The organism is Streptomyces sp. WG7 (assembly GCF_049975785.1).
Classification (GTDB): domain Bacteria; phylum Actinomycetota; class Actinomycetes; order Streptomycetales; family Streptomycetaceae; genus Streptomyces.
In genome coordinates this window covers 438468-463464 of record NZ_JBNGGE010000002.1, presented here as the reverse complement: position 1 = coordinate 463464, position 24997 = coordinate 438468, and the positions used below count along the sequence as shown (strand labels likewise).

At 68.2% G+C, this 24997-nt stretch carries 19 protein-coding genes and 1 tRNA gene; 16 read left to right on the top strand and 4 right to left on the bottom strand.

Annotated features, from left to right (window positions below):
* Positions 1–101: 101 nt before the first annotated feature.
* Entirely contained in the window at positions 102–734 is a 633-nt protein-coding gene (locus tag ACP4J0_RS04595) for an NAD(P)-dependent oxidoreductase (protein ID WP_426597266.1), read from the bottom strand.
* A 134-nt stretch (positions 735–868) separates the two neighbouring features.
* Here ACP4J0_RS04595 and ACP4J0_RS04590 point away from each other — a divergent pair, with 134 nt between their 5' ends.
* Positions 869–1465 carry a TetR/AcrR family transcriptional regulator gene (locus ACP4J0_RS04590; RefSeq protein WP_426597265.1) on the top strand — a complete coding sequence of 199 codons (597 nt, stop codon included), beginning with the start codon at positions 869–871 and terminating at the stop codon, positions 1463–1465.
* Between the two features lie 409 nt (positions 1466–1874).
* On the opposite strand, the gene ACP4J0_RS04585 is transcribed toward ACP4J0_RS04590, so the two are convergent.
* Together ACP4J0_RS04585 and ACP4J0_RS04580 are read right to left on the bottom strand one after the other, a co-directional pair.
* A complete protein-coding gene (locus ACP4J0_RS04585) occupies positions 1875–2906 on the bottom strand; it encodes an adenosine deaminase (protein WP_426597264.1) in 1032 nt (343 codons plus the stop codon).
* 134 nt (positions 2907–3040) lie between these two features.
* Positions 3041–4267, bottom strand: coding sequence for a pyridoxal phosphate-dependent aminotransferase (locus ACP4J0_RS04580; RefSeq protein WP_426597263.1), 1227 nt, complete (start codon positions 4265–4267; stop codon positions 3041–3043).
* Between the two features lie 395 nt (positions 4268–4662).
* On the opposite strand from ACP4J0_RS04580, the gene ACP4J0_RS04575 reads away from it, so the two are divergent.
* The 11 genes from ACP4J0_RS04575 to ACP4J0_RS04525 all read left to right on the top strand — a co-directional run bounded on the left by ACP4J0_RS04575 (position 4663) and on the right by ACP4J0_RS04525 (position 19083).
* A tRNA-Trp gene (locus ACP4J0_RS04575) sits at positions 4663–4735 on the top strand.
* A gap of 108 nt (positions 4736–4843) precedes the next feature.
* Positions 4844–5131, top strand: coding sequence for a preprotein translocase subunit SecE (gene secE, locus ACP4J0_RS04570; RefSeq protein ID WP_279565425.1), 288 nt, complete (start codon positions 4844–4846; stop codon positions 5129–5131).
* An 80-nt stretch (positions 5132–5211) separates the two neighbouring features.
* Complete coding sequence (gene nusG, locus ACP4J0_RS04565) at positions 5212–6090, top strand: transcription termination/antitermination protein NusG (RefSeq protein WP_426597262.1); 879 nt, start codon at positions 5212–5214, stop codon at positions 6088–6090.
* 168 nt (positions 6091–6258) lie between these two features.
* Positions 6259–6693: a 50S ribosomal protein L11 gene (gene rplK, locus ACP4J0_RS04560; RefSeq protein WP_006130605.1), complete on the top strand. Its 435-nt coding sequence runs from the start codon at positions 6259–6261 to the stop codon at positions 6691–6693.
* A gap of 84 nt (positions 6694–6777) precedes the next feature.
* Positions 6778–7503, top strand: coding sequence for a 50S ribosomal protein L1 (gene rplA / locus ACP4J0_RS04555; protein ID WP_426597261.1), 726 nt, complete (start codon positions 6778–6780; stop codon positions 7501–7503).
* A gap of 237 nt (positions 7504–7740) precedes the next feature.
* Positions 7741–8523 carry a hypothetical protein gene (locus ACP4J0_RS04550; RefSeq protein WP_426597260.1) on the top strand — a complete coding sequence of 261 codons (783 nt, stop codon included), beginning with the start codon at positions 7741–7743 and terminating at the stop codon, positions 8521–8523.
* A 135-nt stretch (positions 8524–8658) separates the two neighbouring features.
* Complete coding sequence (locus ACP4J0_RS04545) at positions 8659–9582, top strand: hypothetical protein (RefSeq protein WP_426597259.1); 924 nt, start codon at positions 8659–8661, stop codon at positions 9580–9582.
* A 308-nt stretch (positions 9583–9890) separates the two neighbouring features.
* Entirely contained in the window at positions 9891–10421 is a 531-nt protein-coding gene (gene rplJ, locus ACP4J0_RS04540) for a 50S ribosomal protein L10 (RefSeq protein WP_073725156.1), read from the top strand.
* Positions 10422–10544: 123 nt separating this feature from the next.
* A complete protein-coding gene (gene rplL / locus ACP4J0_RS04535) occupies positions 10545–10934 on the top strand; it encodes a 50S ribosomal protein L7/L12 (protein ID WP_063482831.1) in 390 nt (129 codons plus the stop codon).
* Positions 10935–11587: 653 nt separating this feature from the next.
* Entirely contained in the window at positions 11588–15073 is a 3486-nt protein-coding gene (gene rpoB, locus ACP4J0_RS04530) for a DNA-directed RNA polymerase subunit beta (protein WP_426597258.1), read from the top strand.
* Positions 15074–15183: 110 nt separating this feature from the next.
* Positions 15184–19083, top strand: a complete 3900-nt coding sequence (locus tag ACP4J0_RS04525; RefSeq protein WP_426597257.1) for a DNA-directed RNA polymerase subunit beta' — start codon at positions 15184–15186, stop codon at positions 19081–19083.
* 84 nt (positions 19084–19167) lie between these two features.
* Here ACP4J0_RS04525 and ACP4J0_RS04520 read toward each other — a convergent pair whose 3' ends face one another.
* Positions 19168–20460, bottom strand: coding sequence for a hypothetical protein (locus tag ACP4J0_RS04520; RefSeq protein ID WP_426597287.1), 1293 nt, complete (start codon positions 20458–20460; stop codon positions 19168–19170).
* Between the two features lie 101 nt (positions 20461–20561).
* Here ACP4J0_RS04520 and ACP4J0_RS04515 point away from each other — a divergent pair, with 101 nt between their 5' ends.
* The 4 genes from ACP4J0_RS04515 (at position 20562) to fusA (ending at position 24898) form a co-directional block, all read left to right on the top strand.
* Complete coding sequence (locus ACP4J0_RS04515; protein ID WP_426597256.1) at positions 20562–21599, top strand: glycosyltransferase family 2 protein; 1038 nt, start codon at positions 20562–20564, stop codon at positions 21597–21599.
* A 288-nt stretch (positions 21600–21887) separates the two neighbouring features.
* Positions 21888–22259, top strand: a complete 372-nt coding sequence (gene rpsL, locus ACP4J0_RS04510) for a 30S ribosomal protein S12 (RefSeq protein WP_003948652.1) — start codon at positions 21888–21890, stop codon at positions 22257–22259.
* A 2-nt stretch (positions 22260–22261) separates the two neighbouring features.
* Positions 22262–22732 carry a 30S ribosomal protein S7 gene (gene rpsG, locus ACP4J0_RS04505; protein ID WP_003974303.1) on the top strand — a complete coding sequence of 157 codons (471 nt, stop codon included), beginning with the start codon at positions 22262–22264 and terminating at the stop codon, positions 22730–22732.
* Between the two features lie 39 nt (positions 22733–22771).
* Positions 22772–24898 (top strand): elongation factor G, encoded by a 2127-nt coding sequence (gene fusA, locus ACP4J0_RS04500; protein WP_426597255.1) that lies wholly within the window; start codon positions 22772–22774, stop codon positions 24896–24898.
* Positions 24899–24997: the final 99 nt, after the last annotated feature.

Here is a 24997-nt window from a genome sequence, read left to right as displayed (position 1 = left end):
AGCCGGAGCCGGAGCCGGAGCCGGAGCCGGAGCCGGAGCCGGAGCCGGAGCCGGAGCCGGAGCCGGAGCCGGAGCCGAAGCCGAAGGGCCGGGGAGCCGCCTCAGTAGGCGACACCCACGCCCTGTTTCAGGGTCCCCGCGTCGCCGGTCATCGCGAGCATCGCGTGGGCGACGTCGGCGCGGCCCACGTAACGGCCCTTGACCGGGAAACCGCCGATCTCCGTCCGGTACCGGCCGGAGATCGGCTTGTCCTGCAGGCGCGGCGGCCGGACGACCGTCCAGTCGGTGGTGCTGCGCGCCACTTCCGCCTCCATGGCGCGCAGATCGGCGTAGATGTCCTTGAGGACGGCGGAGACGACGCCGAGCACAGCCCGGTCCAGGAGTCCGGCGTCCCGTGGCCGGGGCCCGACCGGAGCGGCACTGACGACCAGCAGCCTGCGCACGCCCTCCGCCTCCATCGCGCCGAGCACCGTGCGGGTGAGCCGTGTCGCGACCCCGGCGTCGGCGCGGCGGCGTGCGCCGAGTCCGGACAGCACGGCGTCCCGCCCGGCCACCGCCGGCCGCACAGCAGCCGGGTCGCCCAGGTCCGCGCGGAACACTTCCAGACGTTCGCCGGTCACGGACAGCCGCGCGGGGTCCCGTACGACGGCCGTGACCTGGTGTCCGGCGTCGAGGGCCTGCCGGACGACCTCCTGGCCGATGCCTCCGGTGGCACCGAAGACGGTGAGCTTCATGGCGTACTCCGTTCCGCGCGGTGGCGTGGCTGCGCTGTGGTGGACGACCTCTGGGTGGGTGAGTACTTACTCACCCCTTCCTCCTCTAGGGTGAGTAAATACTCACCACCCGTCAACCCCCGACTGGAGCCGCCATGCCGCCCGCCAAACCGGCCCGGGAACGGATCCTGGACGCCGCCCATGAGCTGATGCTCACCGTCGGGCTCGCCCGCGCCACCACCAAGGAGATCGCCAGGGGAGCCGACTGCTCCGAGGCGGCGCTGTACAAGCACTTCGTGAGCAAGGAGGAGCTCTTCATCCGCGTCCTGTCCGAGCGGCTGCCGCGGCTGACCCCGCTGCTGCGGGAACTCGCCGCCGAGCCGGGCCGTGGCTCTCTCGAGGAGAACGTCACGGAGATCGCCCGTCAGGCCGCGCTCTTCTACGAGCAGAGCTTCCCGATCGCCGCCTCGCTGTACGCGCAGACGCAGCTCAAGCGGCGGCACGACGACGCGATGCGGGAGATGGGCACGGGGCCGCACCTGCCGATCGAGGGCCTCGATGCCTACCTGCGCGCCGAGCAGGCCGCAGGGCGTGTCCGCGCCGACGCGGACACCTTCGCCGCCGCGTCGCTGCTGCTGGGTGCCTGCGCGCAGCGGGCGTTCGCGTACGACGCGACGCGGAGCGGTGTCCGCCCGCCGATGGACGACTTCGCCCGGCGACTCGCCCGGACACTGCTCGCGGGGGTCTGCTGAACTGCCGCCCGGCGTGGGCGCGAACGGGGACGGGTGGGTGACGCCGCCCGGCGCGACGGGGTGCTCCGGTGCCCCCGAGTCCCGGCTTCGCTGGAGCGGGCCCTCATCGTGCCCACCCGCGCCGACGTGCGAGTACGTCCTCGGTCGCCCCGGTCGCCCCGGTCGTCCCGGTCGTCCCGGTCGTCCCGGTCGTCCCGGTCGTCCCGGTCGTCCCGGTCGTCCCGGTCGTCCCGGTCGTCCTCGGTCGCCCCGGTCGTTCAGGAACCGGGGAGGCACGGCCGCCCGCAGCAAGGGCCGCATGCGCCTGCCGCAGTGGCCGGCGTGCCTGTGCCGCCCACGTAGGACGCGTCTGTGCCGCCCCCCCTGCGAGGCGCGTCTGTCGCCCCCCGCAGGGCGGTCTGCGCCGTCCCTACGAGGCCATCCAGCCGTCCACCCCCGCCAGCAGCTTCTCCTTCACGTCCTTCGGCGCCGCCGACCCCCGTACCGACTGACGTGCCAGTTCCGCCAGCTCCGCGTCGGTGAACCCGTGGGCCTGACGGGCGATCTCGTACTGGGCGGCCAGCCGGGACCCGAACAGCAGGGGGTCGTCCGCGCCCAGGGCCATCGGCACCCCGGCCTCGAACAGCGTCCGCAGCGGCACGTCCTCCGGCTTCTCGTACACGCCCAGGGCCACGTTCGACGCCGGACACACCTCGCACGTCACCTGCCGGTCCGCCAGCCGCTTCAGCAGCCGCGGGTCCTCCGCCGCCCGCACCCCGTGGCCGATCCGGTCGGCCTCCAGGTCGTCGAGGCAGTCCCGTACGGACAGCGGCCCGGTCAGCTCGCCCCCGTGCGGTGCGGACAGCAGTCCCCCTTCCCGCGCGATCGCGAACGCCCGGTCGAAGTCCCGGGCCATGCCCCGCCGCTCGTCGTTGGAGAGTCCGAACCCGACCACGCCCCGGTCCGCGTACCGCACCGCGAGACGGGCCAGCGTCCGCGCGTCCAGCGGATGCTTCATCCGGTTCGCGGCGACCAGCACCCGCATCCCGATCCCGGTGTCCCGGACGGCCGTCTCCACCGCGTCCAGGATGATCTCCAGCGCCGGGATGAGCCCGCCCAGCCGCGGCGCGTACGACGTCGGGTCCACCTGGATCTCCAGCCACCCCGACCCGTCCCGCAGGTCCTCCTCGGCGGCCTCGCGGACGAGCCGCTGGATGTCCTCCGGCTCCTGGAGGCACGATCGCGCCGCGTCGTACAGCCGCTGGAAGCGGAACCAGCCCCGCTCGTCCGTCGCCCGCAGTCTCGGCGACTCCCCGCGGCCCAGTGACTCGGTCAGCGTCTCGGGCAGACGCACGCCGTGCTTGTCGGCCAGTTCCAGCAGGGTCGCGGGCCGCATCGACCCGGTGAAGTGCAGGTGGAGATGGGCCTTCGGCAGTTCAGAGACATCACGTACACGCTCCATTCCGTGATCCTGCCGTACGACACGGCCGACCCGACAGCACTTTCCCCGTACGTGGTCTTGCTCGCACAAACAAAGCAGGGTCTCACCGGAACGTTCCGGTGAGACCCTGCTGAAGAACGGCCGGGGCGCGACCGTCAGTCCCTGGCCTCCGCCAGCAGCTTCTGGATCCGGCTCACGCCCTCGACGAGGTCCTCGTCCCCGAGCGCGTACGACAGCCGCAGGTACCCGGGCGTGCCGAACGCCTCGCCGGGCACCACCGCGACCTCGGCCTCCTCCAGGATCAGCGCGGCCAGCTCGACCGTGTCCTGCGGGCGCTTGCCGCGGATCTCCTTGCCGAGCAGCGCCTTGACCGACGGGTAGGCGTAGAAGGCGCCCTCCGGCTCCGGGCACAGCACGCCGTCGATCTCGTTGAGCATCCGCACGATCGTCCTGCGGCGCCGGTCGAAGGCCTCCCGCATCTTCGCCACGGCGTCCAGGTCGCCGGAGACCGCGGCGAGCGCCGCCGCCTGGGCGACGTTGGACACGTTGGACGTGGCGTGCGACTGGAGGTTCGTCGCGGCCTTGACGACGTCCTTCGGGCCGATGACCCACCCGACCCGCCAGCCGGTCATCGCGTACGTCTTGGCGACACCGTTGACCACGATGCACTTGTCACGCAGCTCGGGCAGCAGCGCCGGCATGGACACGGAGAAGGCGTCGCCGTAGACGAGGTGCTCGTAGATCTCGTCGGTCAGCACCCACAGGCCGTGCTCGACGGCCCACTGGCCGATCGCCTCGGTCTCGGCCTCGCTGTACACGGCCCCCGTCGGGTTCGACGGCGACACGAACAGGACGACCTTCGTCTTCTCGGTGCGCGCGGCCTCCAGCTGCTCCACGCTCACCCGGTAGCCGGTCGTCTCGTCGGCGACGACCTCGACCGGGACACCGCCGGCCAGCCGGATCGACTCGGGGTACGTGGTCCAGTACGGCGCCGGGACGATGACCTCGTCGCCCGGGTCGAGGATCGCGGCGAACGCCTCGTAGATGGCCTGCTTGCCGCCGTTGGTGACCAGGATCTGCGACGGGTCGACCTCGTAGCCGGAGTCGCGCAGCGTCTTGGCGGCGATCGCGGCCTTCAGCTCCGGCAGTCCGCCGGCCGGGGTGTAGCGGTGGAACTTCGGGTTCTTGCACGCCTCGATCGCGGCCTCGACGATGTAGTCGGGCGTCGGGAAGTCGGGCTCACCGGCGCCGAAGCCGATCACCGGTCGCCCGGCGGCCTTGAGGGCCTTGGCCTTGGCGTCCACGGCGAGGGTGGCGGACTCGGAGATCGCACCGACCCGGGCGGAGACCCGGCGCTCGGTGGGAGGGGTTGCAGCGCTCATGGAGCCCATCGTTCCAGACAGGGAACTTCCGGGACACACGGGTTTCACGGACTGAGCAGGACGAGATCTGCCGAGGCCGTGCCTATGCCGCGCCTATGCCTGGCGGGATCTGGTGGGATCTGGAGGGATCTGGCGAGAGCGGTCGAGACAGGGGGAGACCGGGCGGGCCAGGACGGGGACAAACGCCGGAACAGCCGGAACAACAGTCCGGACCGGCCCCCGCGGCCAGGGCGATCTTCGGCCAGGACGGCACGGCGAGGACTCCCGCGCGTCCTTTCTGTTCGACGCCCGGCCCCTGAGCACGTACACTCTCACCTCGTTGGCCTTCAACGGCTCGCGCTCACTCGGTGCACACCAAGCATCCGGGCGGATGCGGTACGTTGGGGGACACACAAAGGGTCGTAGCTCAATTGGTAGAGCACTGGTCTCCAAAACCAGCGGTTGGGGGTTCAAGTCCCTCCGGCCCTGCTACACACACCTTCGCCAGGATGTGTGCGCATGTACGTACAGCAATGCACCGCCGTGCGGCTCAGACCGGGCGCGGCACGGCCACGACCCGGAATCAGGTGAGGACGAGTGACGGACGCCGTGGGCTCCATCGACATGCCTGATGCCGAGGACGAAGCGCCGGACTCCAAGAAGAAGTCGCGCAAGGGCGGCAAGCGTGCCAAGAAGGGCCCGCTGAAGCGTCTCGCGCTCTTCTACCGCCAGATCGTCGCGGAGCTGCGCAAGGTTGTCTGGCCGAGCCGCAACCAGCTGACGACGTACACCACCGTGGTGATCATCTTCGTGGTCATCATGATCGGCCTGGTGACTCTGATTGACTATGGCTTCAGTAACGCCGCCAAGTACGTCTTCGGCTGATTCGAGAGCGAAGGGCGCCGAGGTACCCGGCGCCCCTTTCGCGTGTTCCACCCCTATGTATCCAGGAAGAAGCAGCCACCGTGTCTGACCCGAACGTGAACGACGCCATCGAGCCGGTCGAGTCCGTCGAGGACGAGCCCGGCACCTTCGAGGGCGCCGACAACGAGGACACCGAGGCCTCCGTCGAGGCCGAGGCTGCCGACGACGCCGTCGTCGCGGACGCGGACGAGACCGCCGACGCCCAGGACGAGACCGCCGAGCCGACGGGTGACGACGCGGAGGCCGACGAGGTCACGGAGTCCGACGCGGAGACCGACGAGGCCGCGGAGGCCGAGCCCGAGCTCGACCCGATCGAGAAGCTCCGCCAGGAGCTGCGCGTCCTCCCCGGCGAGTGGTACGTGATCCACACCTACGCCGGTTACGAGAACCGCGTGAAGACCAACCTCGAGCAGCGTGCCGTCTCGCTCAACGTCGAGGACTACATCTTCCAGGCCGAGGTGCCGCAGGAAGAGGTCGTCCAGATCAAGAACGGCGACCGCAAGACGATCCGGCAGAACAAGCTGCCCGGCTACGTCCTCGTGCGCATGGACCTGACCAACGAGTCCTGGGGCGTCGTCCGCAACACCCCCGGCGTCACCGGCTTCGTCGGCAACGCCTACGACCCGTACCCGCTGACGCTGGACGAGATCGTCAAGATGCTCGCCCCCGAGGCCGAGGAGAAGGCCGCCCGCGAGGCCGCCGAGGCCGAGGGCAAGCCGGCTCCGCAGCGCAAGGTCGAGGTCCAGGTCCTGGACTTCGAGGTCGGCGACTCGGTCACCGTCACCGACGGCCCGTTCGCGACGCTGCAGGCCACGATCAACGAGATCAACGCCGACTCGAAGAAGGTCAAGGGCCTCGTCGAGATCTTCGGCCGCGAGACCCCGGTCGAGCTGAGCTTCGACCAGATCCAGAAGAACTGAGACCTTCTGGACGTACTGCTTCCGAGCAGGTCAGGCGGGCGTTCGCGCCCTGCCTGACCTGCTCGGTTTTTGGCCGCACATCCATACCCGTTATCGTTGTGCGGTATGCCTGTGTCCGGGTCGCCCCCGGATGCGGGCAGGACCCGAATCGAAAGGACCCGGAGAGCTATGCCTCCCAAGAAGAAGAAGGTCACGGGGCTCATCAAGCTCCAGATCCAGGCCGGTGCCGCGAACCCGGCTCCGCCGGTCGGCCCCGCGCTGGGTCAGCACGGCGTCAACATCATGGAGTTCTGCAAGGCCTACAACGCCGCGACCGAGTCGCAGCGCGGCTGGGTCATCCCGGTGGAGATCACGGTCTACGAGGACCGCTCCTTCACCTTCATCACCAAGACGCCGCCGGCCGCCAAGATGATCCTCAAGGCCGCGGGCGTGGAGAAGGGCTCCGGCGAGCCGCACAAGACCAAGGTCGCGAAGATCACGCGTGACCAGGTCCGCGAGATCGCCACCACCAAGATGCCCGACCTCAACGCCAACGACCTGGACGCCGCCGAGAAGATCATCGCCGGCACCGCGCGTTCCATGGGCGTCACGGTCGAGGGCTGACCTCCACCCCCGTAAGCCAACAGCAGTAGTGGCAGGGCCTGCTCGGCCCGGACCACGACTCCTCAGAAGCCAACAGGAGCAGTAGTGAGCAAGCGCAGCAAGTCTCTCCGCGCTGCGGACGCCAAGATCGACCGGGACAAGCTCTACGCCCCGCTCGAGGCCGTCCGTCTCGCCAAGGAGACCTCCACGACCAAGTTCGACGGCACCGTCGAGGTCGCCTTCCGCCTGGGTGTCGACCCGCGCAAGGCCGACCAGATGGTCCGTGGCACCGTGAACCTCCCGCACGGCACCGGTAAGACCGCCCGGGTCCTGGTCTTCGCGACCGGTGACCGTGCCGAGGCCGCGACCGCCGCGGGCGCCGACATCGTCGGCTCCGACGAACTGATCGACGAGGTGTCGAAGGGCCGTCTGGACTTCGACGCCGTCGTCGCCACCCCGGACCTCATGGGCAAGGTCGGCCGCCTCGGCCGCGTCCTCGGCCCGCGTGGTCTGATGCCGAACCCGAAGACCGGCACCGTGACCCCGGACGTGGCCAAGGCCGTGACCGAGATCAAGGGCGGCAAGATCGAGTTCCGCGTCGACAAGCACTCGAACCTGCACTTCATCATCGGCAAGTCGTCCTTCGAGGACACCCAGCTGGTGGAGAACTACGGCGCGGCGCTGGAGGAGATCCTCCGTCTGAAGCCGTCCGCCGCCAAGGGCCGTTACATCAAGAAGGCCGCCATCAGCACCACGATGGGCCCCGGCATTCCGGTCGACTCCAACCGCACCCGCAACCTCCTCGTCGAGGAGGACCCGGCCGCGGTCTGAGCCAACGGCTCGCCCAACCGGTTCACGGGCCCCGCACCTTTCCGAGGTGCGGGGCCCGTTCCCTTTTCCGCTCCTGTTCCGCCCGGCTCCCATTCCTTGTTCCCGCTCCTTGTCCCCGTTCCGTCGTCCCGCCTTCTTCGGGTCTTCTTCGGGTCTTCTTCCCGTCTCCTTTTCCCGTACGGATGCCCGTGGCCTGGGTTAGCGTGCGGTCACGGGACTCGCACGGGGGTGGGATGCATGACGAGCACGACGGCACGTCGTACGGTCGTCTCGATCGCGGTGACGGCCGCGCTGGCCTGCGTCACCGCCTGCACCTCCGCCGACACGCCCACCGACCACGCCGACCCGTCGACGGAGCCCCTGCGCTCCGTGCAGCGGGCCACCGGCCGTGCGGGTTCGGCGCGGGTCGAGTCCACGACCGTCATGGGCCGCGAGCTGTCCCTGGACGCCGCCGGAGCCCTCGGCTGGCGCGACGGCCTCACCGGCACCCTGACGATCACGTACACGGGCGGAACGACCGCGGAGACCATGCGCAGCCTCGGCACCACCGCGATGGAGGCCCGGTACCTGCCCGACGCGTACTACGCCAGGATGGGCGACGAGTTCGCCGACCGGGTGGGCGGCAGACACTGGATCAAGTACCTCTACGCCGACCTGGAGGACCTCGGCGGCGGTACGGGCGCCGGATTGGCGGAACAGATGCGCAACACCACGCCCCACCACGCGGTGAAGCTGCTGCTGGCCTCCGACGACGTACGCAAGGTCGGCGAGGAGACGGTCCGCGGCCGGCGCACCGCGCACTGGTCCGGCACGGTGGGCGGCGCCACCGAGCAGACCGTCGACATCTGGGTCGACGACCGGGACCTGCTGGTCAAGAAGGTCGAGCGGGGGCGGACGGAGACCGGGGAGCTGACCCAGACCGCCTACTACAGCGACTACGGCGTCGCCGTCTTCGCCGAGCGTCCTCCGGCCGGGGACACCGCCGACTTCACGGAGCTGCTGAAGGGGGCGACCCGGTAATCCGAGGCAGCCGGACGAACGCGTCGGATAAGCTCACAGCGTTTTCTCATATTCGACCGTACGTTCGTCGCGTTTCCTTGGGGGGAATCGATGAGGCTTTCTGTGCATTCGCGGGGTGGAGTGGCGCTCGCCGGCGTGTCCGTTCTGGTGCTGGCGGGTGGGGCCGTCGGCTGCGGCGCCGAGAACAAGGACGGCGGCGAGCGGACCGTCCAGCAGGTCCTGACCGCGGCCTACGAGAAGACGGCCGAGGCCAAGTCCGCCAACGTCGAGATGACCATGTCGATGCCGGCCGCCATGGAAGGCGGCGGCGATGTCTCGATGACCGGTGTCATGGGCTGGGACCCGACGGTGATGGACGTGACCGTCAAGGGTTCCATGCTGGCCACCGAGCCGGACGCCCCGGAGCAGATCCGGATGATCTGGCGCGACAACGTGATGTACGCGGACATGGGCGCGGCCGCCGCCAAGGACATGGACGGCAAGCGCTGGATGAAGATGGACCTGGGGGCCGCCGCCGAGTCCGCGGGCGCCGAGGCCGGTGGGGCGATGTTGTCCGGTATGGAGAACATGAACCAGAACCCGGTCGAGCAGCTTGCCCTGCTCCTGGAGTCGCCCAATCTCAAGCATGTCGGCGAGGAGAAGGTCGACGGCGTAGCGGCCCAGCACTACAAGGGCACGCTCACCGTCAAGGAGGTGCTGGAGAGCAACGAGAGCCTGGACGTGCTCGAGCCCAAGGAGCGCCAGCAGCTTCTGCAGAACGTCGAGAAGTCCGGCGTCAAGGGCTACGACACCGAGGTCTGGGTCAACGACGACGACATGCCGGTCCGCATGGACGTCGGAATGGACACCCCCCAGGGCAACGTCGACATGAGCATGAAGCTCTCCGACTACGGAGCCAAGGCCGAGGTCGAGGTGCCGCCGGCCGGTGAGACCTTCGATCTCTTCGAGATGATCAAGAAGCTGGGCGAGATCGCCGACGACGAGGGAGCCCTCGACGAGGGAACTCTCGACGAGGAGCTGGCCCAGCTGGAGGACCTGGGGCTCGGCTCCGGGGTCTGAGCTCCGGTCCCGCGCGTCGCGCCGCCGACCGGATTTGCCTGACGCCGATCCGGTCGGGTACCTTCCTGGAGAAGCCAAAGACCGCTGGTCGTTGCCGTGCGCTCGCGAGAGTCACGGTGGCCGAAGGATCCGCTGAACTGCGGACGACCCGCGTAGGTGACTGTGGATGAACTCCCTCGAGTGCACGCCTCGCGCGTGTGGCAGAAGGTTGAGTCACGCCCCGTGCGCCTGCGCCGGGGCGTTTCGTTTTCCCCAGTCCTCCTTCGGGTCCGCGCGGTCCGAATCACCCGGAAGGAGGCCGAGGCTCTATGGCGACGCCCGAAAAGGCTGCCGCGGTTGCCGAGCTGACGGACAAGTTCCGCAGCTCCAACGCCGCAGTGCTGACCGAGTACCGCGGTCTCACCGTGGCGCAGCTCAAGACGCTGCGCCGGTCGCTCGGTGAGAACGCCCAGTACGCCGTGGTGAAGAACACGCTGACCAAGATTGCGGCCAACGAGGCCGGGATCACGCTCGACGACCAGCTCTTCGCTGGTCCGACGGCCGTCGCCTTCGTCACCGGTGACCCGGTGGAGTCGGCGAAGGGTCTGCGCGACTTCGCCAAGGACAACCCGAACCTCGTCATCAAGGGCGGTGTCCTTGACGGCAAGGCGCTGTCCGCCGACGAGATCAAGAAGCTTGCGGACCTCGAGTCCCGCGAGGTTCTGCTCTCCAAGCTGGCCGGTGCCATGAAGGGCAAGCAGTCCCAGGCTGCCTCTGTCTTCCAGGCGCTGCCCTCGAAGCTCGTCCGCACCGTGGACGCGCTCCGTGCCAAGCAGGACGAGCAGGGCGGTGCCGAGTAATTCGGCTCGCTTTCCGATCCTCGCCGCGTGAACCGCATGAGGTGAGGGTCGTTGCGGGCCCGACGTACGCCCGCCTCACCCCGTACATCCGGCACCTGCCGAATTAGTGGAAGGACCGCCATCATGGCGAAGCTCAGCCAGGACGACCTGCTCGCCCAGTTCGAGGAGATGACCCTCATCGAGCTCTCCGAGTTCGTGAAGGCCTTCGAGGAGAAGTTCGACGTCACCGCCGCCGCTGCCGCGCCGGTCGTCGTCGCCGGTGGTGCCGCTGGTGGCGCCGCCGCCGAGGCCGCCGAGGAGAAGGACGAGTTCGACGTCATCCTCACCGGTGCCGGCGACAAGAAGATCCAGGTCATCAAGGTCGTGCGCGAGCTGACCTCCCTGGGTCTGAAGGAGGCCAAGGACCTCGTGGACGGCGCCCCGAAGCCCGTCCTCGAGAAGGTCGCCAAGGACGCCGCCGAGAAGGCCGCCGAGTCCCTCAAGGGCGCCGGCGCCTCGGTCGAGGTCAAGTAACACCTCACGGGTCTCAGCGACCGCGCAGGTCTCACCGACCTCACGGGTCGCGCAATGACCTCGCAGGTCTCATGGATCTCACGGATCCGTCAGAACCTGTAACGCCTCAGCGCCGAAGAGCGATCATCCATCCGGGTGGTCGCTCTTCGGCGTACGCGGGGTCCGGCGGCGGCTGCCTTGCACGCGTGACGGCGAAGAGTAGGGTGATCTTCGTCGTGCCGTCGCCGGGGCCCTGAGAGCCCCTGGCGGCAGGCGGTTCGAGCAAGGGGGGCCTTGACGAACCGCACGCAGCGCGCGATTCTCAGGACGCGTCGTCACAAGGATCCGAATCCGAGGCATGGATCCACGGCGAAGAGGGCAGTATCACGGTGCGTTGAGGGCGAGGCCTTGCCGCAGGTGGTGAGAACAACGAGGAGCGAACACGGTCCCCGAGACCCGCACTGGACATCAGTGTGCCATGTGGCTACACTGACCCTTTGCGCTGCCTGTTAGTTGCCCCCTGCCCGTCACCAGGGGTCTGCCCTCACCCGAGCACCGACGATCAGAGCATGCCTGACCTGGCTTTCGGGCCACATCAGGCGCCCCCTGTCTTCGTGCACGGAAGAGGGGCCGGTACGCGCGTAGTGAGTCCGAGCCCTCGGAAGGACCCCCTCTTGGCCGCCTCGCGCAATGCCTCGACCGCGAATACGAACAACGCTGCCAGCACCGCCCCGCTGCGCATCTCCTTTGCAAAGATCAAGGAGCCCCTCGAGGTTCCGAACCTTCTCGCGCTGCAAACCGAGAGCTTCGACTGGCTGCTCGGCAACGACGCGTGGAAGGCTCGCGTCGAGTCGGCTCTGGAGTCCGGTCAGGACGTCCCCACCAAGTCCGGTCTGGAAGAGATCTTCGAGGAGATCTCGCCGATCGAGGACTTCTCCGGGTCGATGTCGCTGACGTTCCGCGACCACCGCTTCGAGCCCCCCAAGAACAGCATCGACGAGTGCAAGGACCGCGACTTCACGTACGCGGCCCCGCTCTTCGTCACCGCCGAGTTCACCAACAACGAGACCGGCGAGATCAAGTCCCAGACGGTCTTCATGGGCGACTTCCCGCTCATGACCAACAAGGGCACCTTCGTCATCAACGGCACCGAGCGTGTCGTCGTGTCGCAGCTGGTCCGTTCGCCGGGTGTCTACTTCGACTCCTCGATCGACAAGACGTCCGACAAGGACATCTTCTCCGCCAAGATCATCCCGTCCCGGGGTGCCTGGCTGGAGATGGAGATCGACAAGCGCGACATGGTCGGTGTCCGCATCGACCGCAAGCGCAAGCAGTCCGTGACCGTCCTCCTCAAGGCGCTCGGGTGGACCACCGAGCAGATCCTCGAGGAGTTCGGCGAGTACGAGTCCATGCGCGCCACCCTGGAGAAGGACCACACCCAGGGCCAGGACGACGCGCTGCTCGACATCTACCGCAAGCTGCGTCCGGGCGAGCCGCCCACGCGTGAGGCCGCGCAGACGCTGCTCGAGAACCTCTACTTCAACCCGAAGCGCTACGACCTGGCCAAGGTCGGCCGCTACAAGGTCAACAAGAAGCTCGGCGCCGACGAGCCGCTGGACGCCGGCGTGCTCACCACCGACGACGTCATCGCCACCATCAAGTACCTGGTGAAGCTGCACGCCGGTGAGACCGAGACGGTCGGCGAGTCGGGCCGGGAGATCGTCGTCGAGACCGACGACATCGACCACTTCGGCAACCGCCGCATCCGCAACGTCGGCGAGCTGATCCAGAACCAGGTCCGTACGGGTCTCGCCCGTATGGAGCGCGTCGTGCGCGAGCGCATGACCACCCAGGACGTCGAGGCGATCACGCCGCAGACCCTGATCAACATCCGGCCGGTCGTCGCCTCCATCAAGGAGTTCTTCGGCACCAGCCAGCTGTCCCAGTTCATGGACCAGAACAACCCGCTGTCGGGGCTGACGCACAAGCGTCGTCTGAACGCCCTCGGCCCGGGTGGTCTCTCCCGTGAGCGGGCCGGCTTCGAGGTCCGTGACGTGCACCCCTCGCACTACGGCCGCATGTGTCCGATCGAGACGCCCGAAGGCCCGAACATCGGTCTGATCGGCTCGCTCGCCTCGTACGGCCGGATCAACCCGTTCGGCTTCATCGAGACGCCGTACCGCAAGGTCGTCGAGGGCCAGGTCACGGACGACGTGGACTACCTGACCGCCGACGAGGAGGACCGCTTCGTCATCGCGCAGGCCAACGCCACGCTCAACGACGACATGCGGTTCGCCGAGGCCCGCGTCCTGGTCCGCCGTCGTGGCGGCGAGGTCGACTACGTCCCCGGTGACGACGTCGACTACATGGACGTCTCGCCGCGCCAGATGGTGTCGGTCGCGACCGCCATGATCCCGTTCCTCGAGCACGACGACGCCAACCGTGCCCTCATGGGCGCGAACATGATGCGCCAGGCGGTGCCGCTCATCAAGAGCGAGTCCCCGCTGGTCGGCACCGGCATGGAGTACCGCTCCGCCGCCGACGCCGGCGACGTGGTCAAGGCCGAGAAGGCGGGTGTGGTCCAGGAGGTCTCCGCGGACTACATCACCACCACCAACGACGACGGCACGTACATCACGTACCGCCTGGCCAAGTTCTCCCGGTCCAACCAGGGAACCTCGGTCAACCAGAAGGTCATCGTCGCCGAGGGCGACCGGGTCATCGAGGGCCAGGTCCTCGCCGACGGTCCGGCCACCGAGAACGGCGAGATGGCGCTCGGCAAGAACCTGCTGGTCGCGTTCATGCCGTGGGAGGGTCACAACTACGAGGACGCGATCATCCTGTCGCAGCGCCTCGTGCAGGACGACGTCCTCTCCTCGATCCACATCGAGGAGCACGAGGTCGACGCCCGTGACACCAAGCTCGGCCCCGAGGAGATCACCCGGGACATCCCGAACGTCTCCGAGGAGGTCCTCGCCGACCTCGACGAGCGCGGCATCATCCGCATCGGTGCCGAGGTCGTCGCCGGCGACATCCTCGTCGGCAAGGTCACGCCCAAGGGTGAGACCGAGCTGACCCCGGAGGAGCGCCTGCTCCGCGCGATCTTCGGTGAGAAGGCGCGCGAGGTGCGCGACACCTCCCTGAAGGTGCCGCACGGTGAGATCGGCAAGGTCATCGGCGTCCGCGTCTTCGACCGCGAAGAGGGCGACGAGCTGCCGCCGGGCGTGAACCAGCTGGTCCGCGTCTACGTCGCGCAGAAGCGCAAGATCACCGACGGTGACAAGCTCGCCGGCCGTCACGGCAACAAGGGCGTCATCTCCAAGATCAACCCGATCGAGGACATGCCGTTCCTGGAGGACGGCACCCCGGTCGACATCATCCTGAACCCGCTGGGTGTCCCGTCCCGAATGAACCCGGGACAGGTCCTGGAGATCCACCTCGGCTGGCTCGCCAGCCGCGGCTGGGACGTCTCCGGCCTCGCGGAGGAGTGGGCGCAGCGCCTGCAGGCCATCGGCGCCGACAAGGTCGAGCCCGGCACTAACGTCGCCACCCCGGTCTTCGACGGTGCGCGCGAGGACGAGCTGGCCGGTCTGCTCCAGCACACCATCCCGAACCGCGACGGCGAGCGCATGGTGCTCCCGTCCGGCAAGGCGCGGCTGTTCGACGGCCGCTCCGGTGAGCCGTTCCCGGAGCCGATCTCGGTCGGCTACATGTACATCCTCAAGCTCCACCACCTGGTCGACGACAAGCTGCACGCCCGGTCGACCGGCCCGTACTCGATGATCACCCAGCAGCCGCTGGGTGGTAAGGCCCAGTTCGGTGGTCAGCGCTTCGGTGAGATGGAGGTGTGGGCGCTGGAGGCTTACGGCGCCGCGTACGCCCTCCAGGAGCTGCTGACGATCAAGTCCGACGACGTGACCGGCCGCGTGAAGGTCTACGAGGCCATCGTCAAGGGCGAGAACATCCCTGAGCCCGGCATCCCCGAGTCCTTCAAGGTGCTCATCAAGGAGATGCAGTCCCTGTGCCTCAACGTGGAGGTGCTGTCCAGCGACGGTATGTCCATCGAGATGCGTGACACCGACGAGGACGTCTTCCGCGCAGCGGAGGAGCTCGGCATCGACCTGTCCCGGCGCGAGCCGAGCAGCGTCGAAGAGGTCTGACGGGAGTCCGGTCCGGAGGTTCAGCGATGAAGATCCCTGAACCTCCGGCCGGCCCCAGGACCCCCGTTTCAGACCCCAAGACTTACAACCCTGAGAGGGATTGACGCATAGTGCTCGACGTCAACTTCTTCGACGAGCTCCGGATCGGTCTGGCCACCGCTGACGACATCCGTCAGTGGAGCCACGGCGAGGTCAAGAAGCCCGAGACGATCAACTACCGCACGCTCAAGCCCGAGAAGGACGGACTCTTCTGCGAGAAGATCTTCGGTCCGACCCGGGACTGGGAGTGCTACTGCGGCAAGTACAAGCGCGTCCGCTTCAAGGGCATCATCTGTGAGCGCTGTGGCGTCGAGGTCACGCGCGCCAAGGTGCGCCGCGAGCGGATGGGCCACATCGAGCTCGCCGCCCCCGTCACCCACATCTGGTACTTCAAGGGCGTTCCGTCGCGGCTGGGCTACCTGCTCGACCTCGCCCCGAAGGACCTCGAGAAGGTCATCTACTTCGCCGCGTACATGATCACGTACGTCGACGAGGAGCGCCGCACCCGCGACCTGCCCTCGCTGGAGGCCCACGTCTCCGTCGAGCGCCAGCAGATCGAGAACCGTCGCGACGCCGACCTGGAGGCCCGCGCCAAGAAGCTCGAGACCGACCTGGCCGAGCTCGAGGCCGAGGGTGCCAAGGCCGACGTGCGCCGCAAGGTGCGCGAGGGTGCCGAGCGTGAGATGAAGCAGCTGCGCGACCGCGCGCAGCGCGAGATCGACCGCCTCGACGAGGTGTGGAGCCGGTTCAAGAACCTCAAGGTCCAGGACCTGGAGGGCGACGAGCTGCTCTACCGCGAGCTGCGCGACCGCTTCGGCACCTACTTCGACGGCTCCATGGGTGCGGCTGCCCTGCAGAAGCGCCTGGAGTCCTTCGACCTCGACGAGGAGGCCGAGCGCCTCCGCGAGATCATCCGTACCGGCAAGGGACAGAAGAAGACCCGTGCGCTCAAGCGCCTCAAGGTCGTCTCCGCGTTCCTGCAGACCAGCAACAGCCCCAAGGGCATGGTGCTCGACTGCGTGCCGGTCATCCCGCCGGACCTGCGTCCGATGGTGCAGCTGGACGGTGGCCGCTTCGCGACCTCCGACCTGAACGACCTGTACCGCCGCGTGATCAACCGCAACAACCGCCTGAAGCGGCTTCTCGACCTCGGCGCGCCCGAGATCATCGTGAACAACGAGAAGCGCATGCTCCAGGAGGCCGTCGACGCGCTCTTCGACAACGGCCGTCGTGGTCGCCCGGTCACGGGCCCCGGCAACCGTCCGCTGAAGTCGCTGTCCGACATGCTCAAGGGCAAGCAGGGCCGCTTCCGTCAGAACCTGCTCGGCAAGCGAGTCGACTACTCGGCGCGTTCCGTCATCGTCGTCGGCCCGCAGCTGAAGCTGCACCAGTGCGGTCTGCCGAAGGCCATGGCGCTGGAGCTCTTCAAGCCGTTCGTGATGAAGCGCCTGGTCGACCTGAACCACGCGCAGAACATCAAGAGCGCCAAGCGCATGGTCGAGCGCGGCCGCACGGTCGTGTACGACGTGCTCGAAGAGGTCATCGCGGAGCACCCGGTTCTGCTGAACCGTGCGCCCACGCTGCACCGCCTCGGCATCCAGGCCTTCGAGCCGCAGCTGGTCGAGGGCAAGGCCATCCAGATCCACCCGCTCGTCTGCACCGCGTTCAACGCGGACTTCGACGGTGACCAGATGGCCGTCCACCTGCCGCTCTCCGCGGAGGCGCAGGCCGAGGCCCGCATCCTGATGCTGTCCTCGAACAACATCCTCAAGCCGGCCGACGGCCGTCCGGTGACGATGCCGACCCAGGACATGGTCCTCGGTCTGTTCTTCCTCACCACCGACGGAGAGGGCCGCGACCTCAAGGGCGAGGGCCGTGCCTTCGGTTCCGCCGCCGAGGCGATCATGGCGTTCGACGCGGGCGACCTGTCGCTCCAGTCGAAGGTCGACATCCGCTTCCCGGTGGGCACCATCCCGCCCCGCGGCTGGGAGCCCCCGGCCCGCGAGGAGGGTGAGCCGGAGTGGCAGCAGGGTGACACCTTCACCCTGAAGACCACGCTGGGCCGCGCGCTCTTCAACGAGCTGCTGCCCGAGGACTACCCCTTCGTCGACTACGAGGTCGGCAAGAAGCAGCTCTCCGAGATCGTCAACGACCTCGCCGAGCGCTACCCGAAGGTCATCGTGGCGGCGACGCTCGACAACCTGAAGGCGTCCGGCTTCTTCTGGGCGACCCGCTCCGGCGTCACCGTGGCCATCTCCGACGTCGTCGTTCCCGAGGCGAAGAAGGAGATCGTCAAGGGCTACGAGGCGCAGGACGAGAAGGTCCAGAAGCAGTACGAGCGCGGTCTGATCACCAAGGACGAGCGCACGCAGGAGCTCATCGCGATCTGGACCAAGGCGACCAACGAGGTCGCCGAGGCGATGAACGACAACTTCCCGAAGACCAACCCGATCTTCATGATGGTGAACTCGGGTGCACGAGGCAACATGATGCAGATGCGTCAGATCGCCGGTATGCGTGGTCTGGTGTCGAACGCGAAGAACGAGACGATCCCGCGTCCGATCAAGGCGTCGTTCCGTGAGGGCCTGTCCGTGCTGGAGTACTTCATCTCCACGCACGGTGCCCGTAAGGGTCTGGCGGACACCGCTCTGCGTACCGCCGACTCGGGTTACCTCACGCGTCGTCTGGTCGACGTCTCCCAGGACGTCATCATCCGCGAGGAGGACTGCGGCACCGAGCGCGGTCTCAAGCTGCCGATCGCCACGCGCGACGCCGACGGCACGCTGCGCAAGGCCGAGGACGTCGAGACCAGCGTCTACGCCCGCATGCTCGCCGAGGACGTCGTCATCGACGGCAAGGTGATCGCGCCGGCCAACGTCGACCTCGGTGACGTGCTCATCGACCAGCTGGTGCGCCACGGTGTCGAGGAGGTCAAGACCCGTTCGATCCTGACCTGCGAGTCCCAGGTCGGCACCTGCGCCATGTGCTACGGCCGCTCCCTGGCCACCGGCAAGCTGGTCGACATCGGTGAGGCGGTCGGCATCATCGCCGCCCAGTCCATCGGTGAGCCCGGTACCCAGCTGACGATGCGTACCTTCCACACCGGTGGTGTGGCCGGTGACGACATCACCCAGGGTCTGCCGCGTGTCGTCGAGCTCTTCGAGGCCCGTACCCCGAAGGGTGTCGCCCCGATCTCCGAGGCCTCCGGCCGCGTCCGGATCGAGGAGACCGAGAAGACCAAGAAGATCGTCGTCACCCCGGACGACGGCAGCGACGAGACGGCGTTCCCGATCTCGAAGCGCTCCCGTCTGCTGGTGGGCGAGGGCGACCACGTCGAGGTGGGCCAGAAGCTCACCGTGGGTGCCACCAACCCGCACGACGTGCTGCGCATCCTGGGTCAGCGTGCCGTCCAGGTCCACCTGGTCGGCGAGGTCCAGAAGGTCTACAACTCGCAGGGCGTGTCGATCCACGACAAGCACATCGAGATCATCATCCGGCAGATGCTGCGCCGCGTGACGATCATCGAGTCCGGCGACGCCGAGCTGCTGCCCGGCGAGCTCGTGGAGCGCACGAAGTTCGAGACCGAGAACCGTCGTGTGGTCCAGGAGGGCGGTCACCCGGCCTCCGGTCGTCCGCAGCTGATGGGTATCACCAAGGCCTCGCTGGCGACGGAGTCCTGGCTGTCGGCCGCCTCCTTCCAGGAGACGACCCGAGTCCTGACGGATGCGGCGATCAACGCCAAGTCCGACAGCCTCATCGGCCTCAAGGAGAACGTCATCATCGGTAAGCTCATCCCGGCCGGTACGGGCCTGTCCCGCTACCGCAACATCCGGGTCGAGCCGACCGAGGAGGCCAAGGCCGCGATGTACTCGGCCGTCGGCTACGACGACATCGACTACTCGCCGTTCGGCACGGGCTCCGGCCAGGCCGTTCCGCTGGAGGACTACGACTACGGTCCGTACAACCAGTAAGCGAGTCGCCTGACAAGGCCGCTACGACCGAAGGGCGGTCACCCCGTGGGGTGGCCGCCCTTCGGCGTGTGCTCGACGGGGTGGCTACGGCACGCCCAGCTCGAAGAGGACGTAGTGCGCGTACCAGCCGGAGGCGAGTGCGGTCGTGGTGAAGAAGACCGCCAGGGCCGGGAGCTTCAGGCGGGCGAGGGCCGCCGCCGGGGCCAGGAGGAGCGGGAAGGCGGGCAGCAGGTAGCGCATGGTGTTGCCGAACATCTGCTGGGTGCCGAGGACGGTGACGATCGTCGCCAGGGTGTACGCGACGAGCACCAGCGGGGGGCGCTTGCGCCACATCAGGGCGATCAGGAAGGGCAGCGCCAGGACCAGCAGGAGGGACAGCAGGTCGGGGGTGTAGAAGGCGAAGGGGTAGTCGCCGCGGCCCACCGCGAGGTTGAGCAGCACGTCCAGGGTGTGGGCGCCGTAGTCGAAGAAGTGCGCCCAGCCCTCGCGCTGGAGCGTGAAGTACGCCGTCGGCTCGCCGATGCTGTAGCCGACCCAGGCGATGTAGGCGAGCAGGCCCAGGGGGGCGACGACCATGGCGTACACCGGGCCGCGTACGCCGTGCTGGCGTCGGGTGGCGGGGCGGGCGAGGACCACCAGCGCGGCGAGTCCCACGGCGCCTATGAGGACGGCGGAGGTGGGGCGGTTCAGGCCCGCGGTGAAGGCCAGCAGGCCGGCCGCCACCCAGCGCTTGGTCATCACGGCGTAGCAGGCCCAGGCGGCGATGGCGACGAACAGGGACTCGGAGTACACCGCCCACTCGACGCCCGCGCCGGGGGCCACGGCCCACAGTCCCGCGGCGATGGTGCCCGCGCGGGCACCGGCGACGAGGCGGATCACGGCGAAGATGCCCGCTGCCGCGACGAACGAGAAGACGACGGAGACCAGGATCCCGGAGCCGTACAGGCCGAGGCCCGTGGTCTCCGAGACCATGCGGATCAGGGCCGGGTAGAGCGGGAAGAACGCGACCGAGTTCTGCTGGACCGTGAACAGGCCGTCCGAGTCGAGCGGCACCAGGGAGGGGCTGTAGCCGTGCTCGGCGACCTGGAGGTACCACCAGCCGTCCCAGGTGGCCAGGACGTCCCACCAGTGGGCGCCGCCCCCGAAGCGCGGGTTCTTCCCCTTGTAGTCCCCGGCGTACTCCAGCAGGGCGGCGAAGACCGTGAGGCCGACGAGTTTCGCGACGCCGTACAGGACGAGCGGGGTCAGGTAGGGGCGCGCGCCGGCCGGCAGGGTCGGCGGCCAGGTCCGCCAGGGGTGTTTCCGGCGTTCGCCGGGCAGCCGTTCCGGTGCGCCCGCCGACTCGCCGGTCACCGTTTCGTCGGCAGCCGTGTCCATGGCTGTCATCCCCCTCAGTCCACCCTCAACCGTCAGTTGCTGCCATAAGATCGCACAAGAGTCGCACATCTGTGCTCGATGTTCGGGGGAGGGGAGGCGCGGTGCCCGAGGGACGGGACGGGGACGTGCACGAAGCGGTCGTGCTGTCGGTCGTCATTCCGATGTACAACGAGGAAGAGGTCCTGCCCGCGCTGGTCAGCAGGCTGCGGCCGGTCCTGGCGGAGCTGGGCGTCGCCCACGAGGTCGTCGCGGTGGACGACGGCAGCGGTGACCGTACGGCGGAGCTGCTCGCCGCCTTCCGGCTGGGCTGGCCGGAACTGCGGGTGGTCGCGCTGCGGCGCAATTCCGGTCACCAGGCGGCCCTCACCGCCGGCCTGGACCGGGCGTGCGGCGCGTACGTGGTGAGCCTGGACGCCGACCTCCAGGACCCGCCGGAGAAGATCCCCGAGATGCTGGCGCTGGCCCGCGCGGAGGGGCTCGACATCGTGTACGGGGTCCGTGTCGACCGCAGCAGCGACTCCGGGTTCAAGCGGTGGTCGGCGGGCCTGTACTACCGGCTGATGCGGCGCCTGGCGGGCCCGTCGGTCCTCGCGCAGGCGGGCGACTTCCGGCTGCTCAGCCGGGCCGCCGTGGACGCGCTGAAGGCACTGCCGGACCAGCAGCGGGTCTACCGGCTCCTGGTGCCCTGGCTGGGCTTCCCGAGTGGCCGGGTGACGTACGAGCGTGCCCCGCGCACCGCGGGCCGCACCAAGTACCCGCTGGGCCGGATGATCCGGCTCGCGGTCGACAGCGTCACCGGGTTCTCCGCGGCCCCGCTGCGGCTGGCCACCTGGCTGGGCGCCGGCGCCTTCGTGGTGTGCCTGGGGCTGCTGGTCTACACGCTGGTCGCCTTCGCCCTGGGCCGCACGGTGCCCGGCTGGACGTCGCTCTTCACCGGCATCGTCTTCATCGGCGCCGTGCAGCTGATCTGCGTCGGGCTGCTCGGCGAGTACGTCGGCCGCATATACACGGCCGTGCAGAACCGCCCGACGTACTTCGTCCGCGACGACACGGCCGCCCCGCCGCCGTCCGACGACGGACGGGCCGCCGCCGGTCCCGGCGAGGTGCGGGAGCCGCGCGTCCCCGTGCCGCGGTCCTGAGGCGCCCTGCGCCGATCGGGGCACAGTGGGGTGAATCGGGTGCCGGTGCCGGTCCCGCGCATTTGTTTTGACCGCAGCGAATGCGATAGGTACGCTCAGACCTTGTGCCTGGGGTGTGCCCTGGCCCTCGCGCGTGCCTTCAACCGCTGTGAGGGTCAAGACCGGCCACCGCAATCCGCGCTCCTTTCGCCTTGCGGCGAAAGTCCGCGGCTTCGACACACCCGACCGCGTGGGTCGGCGACGTTCCAGGTTAGCTTCACCATTCGGCGCACAGAAACCGGAGAAGTAGTGCCTACGATCCAGCAGCTGGTCCGGAAGGGCCGGCAGGACAAGGTCGAGAAGAACAAGACGCCCGCACTCGAGGGTTCGCCCCAGCGTCGCGGCGTCTGCACGCGTGTGTTCACGACCACCCCGAAGAAGCCGAACTCGGCCCTGCGTAAGGTCGCGCGTGTGCGTCTGACCAGCGGGATCGAGGTCACTGCTTACATTCCGGGTGAGGGGCACAACCTGCAGGAGCACTCCATCGTGCTCGTGCGCGGCGGCCGTGTGAAGGACCTGCCGGGTGTTCGCTACAAGATCATCCGCGGTTCGCTTGACACCCAGGGTGTGAAGAACCGCAAGCAGGCCCGCAGCCGCTACGGCGCCAAGAAGGAGAAGTAAGAATGCCTCGTAAGGGCCCCGCCCCGAAGCGCCCGGTCATCATCGACCCGGTCTACGGTTCTCCTCTGGTGACCTCCCTGATCAACAAGGTGCTGCTGAACGGCAAGCGCTCCACCGCCGAGCGCATCGTCTACGGCGCCATGGAGGGCCTGCGCGAGAAGACCGGCAACGACCCGGTCATCACGCTGAAGCGCGCTCTCGAGAACATCAAGCCGACCCTCGAGGTCAAGTCCCGCCGCGTCGGTGGTGCGACGTACCAGGTGCCGATCGAGGTCAAGCCCGGTCGCGCCAACACCCTCGCGCTGCGCTGGCTGGTCGGTTACTCCCGCGCCCGTCGCGAGAAGACCATGACCGAGCGGCTGCTCAACGAGCTCCTCGACGCGTCCAACGGCCTCGGTGCCGCTGTGAAGAAGCGCGAGGACACGCACAAGATGGCCGAGTCCAACAAGGCCTTCGCGCACTACCGCTGGTAGTCGCTACCCACATCGAGACCGAGAGAAGACTGAAGCCTTATGGCTACCACTTCACTTGACCTGGCCAAGGTCCGCAACATCGGGATCATGGCCCACATCGACGCGGGCAAGACGACCACCACCGAGCGCATCCTGTTCTACACGGGCGTGTCGTACAAGATCGGTGAGGTCCACGACGGCGCCGCCACGATGGACTGGATGGAGCAGGAGCAGGAGCGTGGCATCACGATCACGTCTGCTGCGACCACCTGCCACTGGCCGCTCGAGGACAACGACTACACGATCAACATCATCGACACCCCGGGGCACGTCGACTTCACCGTCGAGGTGGAGCGTTCCCTGCGTGTGCTCGACGGTGCCGTGACCGTGTTCGACGGTGTCGCCGGTGTCGAGCCGCAGTCCGAGACGGTGTGGCGTCAGGCCGACCGTTACGGCGTGCCGCGCATCTGCTTCGTCAACAAGCTGGACCGTACCGGCGCCGAGTTCCACCGCTGCGTGGAGATGATCTCGAACCGCCTGGGCGCCCAGCCGCTCGTCATGCAGCTCCCGATCGGCGCCGAGGCCGACTTCAAGGGCGTCGTGGACCTGGTCCGCATGAAGGCGCTCGTGTGGTCCGCCGACGCGGCCAAGGGCGAGATGTACGAGACCGTGGACATCCCGGCCACGCACACCGAGGCCGCCGAGGAGTGGCGCGGCAAGCTGGTCGAGGGCGTCGCGGAGAACGACGAAGAGATCATGGAGCTGTTCCTGGAGGGCCAGGAGCCCACCGAGGAGCAGCTGTACGCCGCGATCCGTCGTGTCACCATCGCCTCCGGCAAGTCCGACGACACCACGGTCACCCCGGTGTTCTGCGGCACCGCGTTCAAGAACAAGGGCGTCCAGCCCCTGCTCGACGCGGTCGTGCGCTACCTGCCGACCCCGCTCGACGTCGAGGCCATCGAGGGCCACGACGTCAAGGACCCCGAGGTCGTCGTCAAGCGCAAGCCGTCCGAGGACGAGCCGCTGGCCGCGCTCGCGTTCAAGATCATGAGCGACCCGCACCTCGGCAAGCTCACCTTCGTCCGGGTCTACTCGGGCCGCCTGGAGTCCGGCACCGCGGTGCTGAACTCCGTCAAGGGCAAGAAGGAGCGCATCGGCAAGATCTACCGCATGCACGCCAACAAGCGTGAGGAGATCGAGTCGGTGGGCGCCGGCGACATCGTCGCCGTCATGGGCCTGAAGCAGACCACCACCGGTGAGACGCTGTCCGACGACAAGAGCCCGGTCATCCTGGAGTCCATGGACTTCCCGGCGCCGGTCATCGAGGTCGCCATCGAGCCCAAGTCGAAGGGCGACCAGGAGAAGCTCGGCGTCGCGATCCAGCGCCTCGCCGAGGAGGACCCGTCCTTCCAGGTCCACTCCGACGAGGAGACCGGCCAGACCATCATCGGCGGTATGGGCGAGCTGCACCTCGAGGTGCTGGTCGACCGCATGCGCCGTGAGTTCCGGGTCGAGGCCAACGTCGGCAAGCCCCAGGTCGCGTACCGTGAGACGATCCGCAAGGCCGTCGAGCGCGTGGACTACACCCACAAGAAGCAGACCGGTGGTACCGGTCAGTTCGCCAAGGTGCAGATCGCGATCGAGCCGATCGAGGGCGGCGACAGCTCGTACGAGTTCGTGAACAAGGTGACCGGTGGCCGTATCCCGAAGGAGTACATCCCTTCGGTGGACGCCGGTGCCCAGGAGGCCATGCAGTTCGGCATCCTGGCCGGCTACGAGATGACGGGCGTCCGCGTCACGCTCATCGACGGCGGCTACCACGAGGTCGACTCCTCCGAGCTCGCCTTCAAGATCGCCGGTTCGCAGGCCTTCAAGGAGGCCGCGCGCAAGGCTTCGCCGGTCCTCATGGAGCCCATGATGTCCGTCGAGGTCACCACGCCCGAGGACTACATGGGCGAGGTCATCGGCGACATCAACTCCCGTCGTGGCCAGATCCAGGCCATGGAGGAGCGGATGGGTGCCCGCGTCGTGAAGGGCCTCGTGCCCCTCTCGGAGATGTTCGGCTACGTCGGAGACCTCCGCAGCAAGACGTCGGGTCGCGCAAGCTACTCGATGCAGTTCGACTCCTACGCCGAGGTTCCCCGGAACGTCGCCGAGGAGATCATCGCGAAGGCCAAGGGCGAGTAACGGACTACTCCGTTTAACGGACCCCGTTCTCACGCTTTAGGCTTGACCCCGGAGCCTGCATGGGGCATTCCGCCGTGAACCCGGTGGAATGCCCCCGGC